This is a genomic window from Polynucleobacter sp. Latsch14-2, assembly GCF_018881925.1.
In the GTDB taxonomy this organism is placed as follows: Bacteria; Pseudomonadota; Gammaproteobacteria; order Burkholderiales; family Burkholderiaceae; genus Polynucleobacter.
On record NZ_JACVPL010000030.1, the window covers coordinates 1 to 5,742 of the forward strand.

The 5,742-nt window shown below is 40.1% G+C and carries 6 protein-coding genes; 2 read left to right on the forward strand and 4 right to left on the reverse strand.

The window, feature by feature from the left end; genetic code table 11:
- The first annotated feature begins 321 nt into the window (after positions 1–321).
- Both ICN46_RS11695 and ICN46_RS11700 read left to right on the forward strand, forming a co-directional pair.
- The gene (locus ICN46_RS11695; protein ID WP_216209039.1) at positions 322–1,686 is read left to right on the forward strand and encodes a tyrosine-type recombinase/integrase; all 1,365 of its coding nucleotides are present in this window, start codon (positions 322–324) and stop codon (positions 1,684–1,686) included.
- Between the two features lie 113 nt (positions 1,687–1,799).
- Positions 1,800–2,870, forward strand: a complete 1,071-nt coding sequence (locus tag ICN46_RS11700; RefSeq protein ID WP_216209041.1) for a Fic family protein — start codon at positions 1,800–1,802, stop codon at positions 2,868–2,870.
- On the opposite strand, the gene ICN46_RS11705 is transcribed toward ICN46_RS11700, so the two are convergent.
- The 4 genes from ICN46_RS11705 to ICN46_RS11720 form a co-directional block, all read right to left on the reverse strand.
- Positions 2,867–3,523: a putative quorum-sensing-regulated virulence factor gene (locus tag ICN46_RS11705; RefSeq protein ID WP_216209044.1), complete on the reverse strand. Its 657-nt coding sequence runs from the start codon at positions 3,521–3,523 to the stop codon at positions 2,867–2,869. The two genes, ICN46_RS11700 and ICN46_RS11705, sit on opposite strands and share 4 nt — an antisense overlap.
- Positions 3,524–3,690: 167 nt before the next feature.
- A complete protein-coding gene (locus ICN46_RS11710; RefSeq protein WP_215342832.1) occupies positions 3,691–4,029 on the reverse strand; it encodes a hypothetical protein in 339 nt (112 codons plus the stop codon).
- Positions 4,030–4,055: 26 nt separating this feature from the next.
- On the reverse strand, positions 4,056–4,493 hold the full coding sequence (locus ICN46_RS11715; RefSeq protein ID WP_216209047.1) for a DUF6641 family protein: 438 nt from the start codon (positions 4,491–4,493) through the stop codon (positions 4,056–4,058).
- A gap of 678 nt (positions 4,494–5,171) precedes the next feature.
- Positions 5,172–5,525 carry a hypothetical protein gene (locus ICN46_RS11720; RefSeq protein WP_216209050.1) on the reverse strand — a complete coding sequence of 118 codons (354 nt, stop codon included), beginning with the start codon at positions 5,523–5,525 and terminating at the stop codon, positions 5,172–5,174.
- Positions 5,526–5,742 lie beyond the last annotated feature (217 nt).

The window sequence follows — 5,742 nt, forward strand, 5'->3', positions numbered from 1 at the left end:
TCAAAATCCCGACGATTTGGGTCTCTGTAAATCGTGACTTCTTCATATTGATTCTCCTGTTGTAAATACTGCCATAAACAACAGAAAACTCAACTTCTTAAATGTACGAATCTAAGGGGATACTACATAGACAAGGGTTTTTTGAGTATAAAAATGCACATGTAAACAAGCGTTACTTTAAGTAACGCTCACCCCTCCATTCTTCTCCATAAACTATCTAATAATCCCCACAATTAGCCACACTTTCTTTTGGCTAAATTGACACCTGTTTTTCCTCCAATCAGGTTGTCCTAGCCTGGTGTCAGAAGTTAAAGTATGTGTATGGCAACTAAAAAAGAAAGTACACATCAACTCATACACCGTAACCTAACCCTCTATCAGCGCGAGCATAGTACCGTATGGCAATGTCGCTATAAGGTAGATAACAAGTGGATACGGGCAACTACCAAAGAGACCCAGCTTGACTTAGCTGTCAATAAAGCCAAAGAGCTTTTAGTGGAAGCAGAGATTCGTAAGCGCTCTGGCATCCCAGTAGTAACCAAACGCTTTAAAGATATCGCTATGTTGGCTATTGATCGGATGGAGCGAGACTTGAAGGGTGGTTTAGGTAAATCAATCTATAAGGATTACATCCGCATCATCAATGAGCATTTCATCCCCAGTCTTGGGCAAAGGCTTATTACCAATATTGACTACAATGCCCTTCAGCAGTACTACGATGACCGAGAAGCTAGATATGGCTTGGCACTATCCAACAGTAATCGTAAAACTCAAAATGCCGCATTTAATAGAGTCTTTGATGAAGCTATTGTTCGGGGTTACTTAACTGAAAGTAATCGTCCAAAGCTAGACGGCAAGACTAAGGAGAGTGTTCGTCGCCCAGCATTTGAATTGCATGAACTGAGAGCTTTATTAAAACTGCTAGGTCCTTACATAGAGTCGGGCCGAACCAAGGATGTTCGCGAACGCAGAGAGATTCTTAGAGACTATGTGGAAATGCTGGTTGATACAGGAGCAAGGCCAGGCATTGAGATATTAGATATGAAGTGGAAGCAAATCCGTTTTATGATGAACCCTATTAGTACTGTGACAGATCAATTAGATGAAGATGGTGAAGTCATTGAGGTACATAGCCTGAACCGAAGTTGTGAGATGACAGTTAAGGGTAAAACAGGGCAAAGACAGATTATTGGACGCTTACCAAGTATTAGAGTTTTAGAGCGTATTGCCTTGCGTAACTATGGAGTAGCTAGTTCTATTAAAGATCCTTTGGCGGAGTTGATTAAACCCACCAATGATGACTACATCTTCAGAACCAAAGAAGGTAGGGATTTAAGTGATGTTTTGAACCATATGTTTGATAACTTCTTATCCGACCATGGATTACTCATAGATCCCAAGACCAATCAAAAACGGGTGTTCTATAGCCTGCGCCATACCTATGCCACGTTAGCGCTTACTCACGATATGGTGCCTATTCATACGCTAGCCAAACAAATGGGTACTAGCGTCTTAATGATTGAGCGGCACTATAGCCACTTACAGGTAATACAGGCTATTGAGCAATTGCGCGGAGCAAATACAAGAAAGCTAATTGAGGCAGATAGTCGAGCTGCTGATAACTATCCAAGTAAGAAAAGGACTCAAAAGAATGAGGCGTTAAAGATAGGGGCTGTGTTAGCCTAGATTGCTGAATTTTTGTGCAAAAAAGGTGTTGGTCTGTTAAAAAACACTCTTTTCTATATAGATCGATGCTAACATGTATAAAAATATCGATTTTCTATACATATTAAAAGAACATGCATACATCCAAAATACAGCCGCTTGAAAGTCTAGATGGCGCAAGATTTGATACTCCCGCTATTTTAAAAAAATTAGCGGAAAGCAGTAGGTTGCTTGCTGAGCTAAAAGGGGTGGCGGCAACCATTCCAAATCAAGGCATATTAATTAATACGCTTGGTCTGCAAGAAGCTAAGGATAGCTCTGAAATTGAAAATATCGTAACAACTCATGATGAGCTTTTTAAAGATGATCTATTGCCAGAATCAGTTGATGGTTCTGCTGCCAAAGAAGTCTTACGCTATAGACAGGCATTAAGGGTTGGCTTTGCGCAAGTGTGTGAGTCAGATTTATTAACTAGTAATCATATTTTGCTAATTCAGGCAGAGCTTGAGCGAAATAATGCAGGTTACAGAAAACTGCCTGGCACTAGCCTGAAGAACTCCCAAGGCGATGTCGTATATGAGCCACCACAAGATCCCGAAGAAATTATTCAATTAATGAATCAGCTTGAACGTTTTATCAACGATTCTGATTTATATCAAGTTGACCCATTGATCAAAATGGCTTTGATTCATCATCAATTTGAGAGTATTCATCCGTTTTACGATGGCAATGGCCGTACAGGCAGAATTATTAACGTGCTCTATCTAGTTAAAGAACGGCTGCTAAACATACCCGTTCTCTACTTGAGTAACTATATTGTTCGCAATAAGTCTGAATATTATCGACTGTTGCAAGCGGTGCGTGATGATGGTGCTTGGGAAGAATGGGTGCTGTACATGCTAGAGGCTGTGCGCGATACCTCAGGTCAGACTATTAAAAAAATTAATGAAATAAAAAATGCTCTATATGACTACAAACATCGCATTAGGGATAAGCATAAATTTTATAGCCAAGATTTAATCAACAATCTATTTGCTCACCCATATACAAAAATTGAATTTGTTATGCGTGATCTAAAAATTTCCAGACTTACAGCAACCAAGTATCTTGATAAGCTTGCTGAGGATGGATTTTTGGAAAAGAGAAAAATTGGGCGTATTAACTACTATATTAATATCGCTTTGAATCAAATCCTTTTAAGTTAAGAACCCAAAGCCTTCCGTAAATAGGGATCGATGTCCCCTTGAGTAAGTAGCCACTGTTTATAGTCGCTGGGAACATCCGCTAACAATAAGCCCTTATGTTTGCCAAATGGCATGGTAGTTGGGGTTCTGGCCTTTTCAGATTCAGCATATAAATCTTCAATAGTCTTAACGCCCAGCTCTTGGCAAATGTGATCTAGGATCACAGCGCAAACGCCCACATCTGCAATTGCTGAATGGGCATTGCGTAATTGCTCGCGAGCTGTATCGCGCTCTAAGTAATACATCAGCGCACTTTGATTGTGGCTATCTAAATCAGGCCAAAGCTTACGGGCTAGGGCTAGCGTGCAAATACGTTTAATTTCGGGTTTACCAATTACTTCCAAATCAAAGTCCACGTTGTGCCCAATGATGTAGTCCACGTGTCCAGGTAGAGTAAAGCTAGCTGCTGGTGGGCAATCTACCAATTCTTCATCCATGATGTGATGAGTAGCTAGTGCACCAAGGGTAATGGGTTTACCAGGGTTATAACGCTGCACAAAAGGGTTGGTAACAGTAAAGGGTTCAATGCATTCAAGCTCAACCCAAGCAGCCTCTATTAATACGGGTTCTTTAATGCCTGTAGCTTCGGTATCGAAAATAATGGTTTTGGACATAGGTAATGGGGTTAGTAGTTATGGGTGTAATTATGAGCGTTACTTTAAGTAACGCTTGTGAGTATTTGCACTATGCCTGTCATCGCTATCAATGTGGCTAAAAAATATGACTAAAAATTTGCCAAGTAACCACATTTTTAGGTGGTTTTATAGCATTTTGAAAAAGCTCATCTAGATAGGTTGAATAGACTCTTTTGAGCCTTAGCAATCTTTTGACGATTGCGTTCGGCTTTAAGTCTATTGGTGGCCTGATCCTTTTGTTTTTTTAGGGTATCAATAGTTAGTTGCTGTGGAGTCATGGGTTTTAGGGGCTTAATCATTTGTAGCGCCTCCTCAATCGATATGCCCTCTGATGATTCTTTAGTGGTTGCGATGGGGCTACTAAGGATACAGTTCATGCCAAACTGATACTCCAGCATTAGTCTTGCATGAATGGCGCTGTCAGCAAAAACGACTGTTTTAATCGGCTGGCCTTTTAGGGTAATAGTGGTTAGATATTTGTTCATAACCATATTTATTGATTCTTCAATTGTTAATGTTTAAATCCCATTCTTACCGCTTCAGTTGCAGCATCAATTAAGTGATCTAGCTCCCCAGCTTCTACAGCAGTCTTAATCTTTTGTAATGTTGGAATAAGTTCTGCGGGCTTATCTAGCTCTATAGCAGTTTTACCTGGTGCTACCTCAAGTACTTTAGATCCGTATCGTAGGATCAGGCAGACTTTGCCATTTGGGGCAGTAAACCACCAGGGTTTAATACGCTTGGGTACCTCTAACAGCTTGATATTACCTTCTAGATCTTTAAGGCGTTTGGATTTTAGTGGAGCATATGTGCCTCCATTGCTTTTAGCTTCCGCCAATTGGATCTGCTCCCAGATCTTATCGGATAGCTTATTTCTTCTTTGGACAACTGGTGGTAACTTAGCTGGTTTTATAACGGTTACTAATTTAAGTGAACTTAGTGTGCTCATATTGGTTTCCTTGATAAATGAATGGGCACCTATAACAATATGATCAGGTTCGCTGGTTGGGCAACCTGAAAAAAGCTAACCTAAAGAATCCAGAATTAAGCAGGAATTTGTGTGGTTTGCTAAATAACTATGACAAGCAGTTCATAGGAAAGCTCTGCATGCCAACAATTACTACCGAAATAAGAGCAGTGGCACTCAGTCGTTATGCCATCCGAAAACTGGACATTAGTGATCACGGAGACGGAAATTCTGGGCGGTAGCAGAGACTTGTATTCACTATCCTTAACAGGACGCAGGCAGACTAGCTATCTGGCATGAATCTAGGAGATGTCAATTTAAGCTGAAAGACGAGGGCCTCAAGCTCTGACAGTCACGAGAAAGCTCTGCTTACACAGTAACTTTCAAGCAAGACAAAGGTAGCCACTTATTGCTTTTGTGATTGTTGCGTTTTAAAGCCGCACATAAAAGGAGACAGCGAAACCGCCCTTACCAATTTGGTTGTGCTTATAGTGGTGTAGTAAAGAACTCAGCGAAAGTCCTTTCCTATTACTGAGCCTGCTGCTTAAGGCTCAGTGTAGGTTGAATCTAGCGAAAGTTCATCAAACAACATTAGATCAATATCAGAGAAGAAAAAAGGTGATGAGCGACCAGCGAAGAACGAGCTAACTACGTTAGCTCTTATATATATCTATCATCCTTTATCCAATTAAATTGCTTTTTAACTAATTTGAATGCCTTTTCCTTCTCTTTTAATCCCATCTTAGTAATTCTGTTGTAAAAAGCATCTGATTCAACATTTGGAACCTTCACTTCTACATAAGTTTCAACTTCATCTGGGCTAAGGTCATGCATCAGAGAGTATCTGGTAGTAATCGAAGATAGTGAATCATTGTAGTATTGGTTGCATATTACTACCCATGGATCAAGCCTTGATAATGTAATCAATAAGTAATCTTGAAGCTCTTCAATAGTGCTTCCTTGACTAACAAAAGTGATCGAATTTTCTATGGATCTAAAACTTGATTCATCCATAAAATAAATTCTCTTTGTATTTTCGCTACTAGAAAGCCAATTGGCTATTTCAAGAGGGTGGTTGTATATGATTCGTCGAAGTGATGTTTCATTTGGTGGATTCAACCACGAAGTGCAACTTTGAACAACTAGGTAAGGAGGCTAAGGATGTTTTAGTATCCAAAGCTTCTAGACCTCCAAGTCAAAGTAGCCATGACCTATCAACACCTTAGCCAAA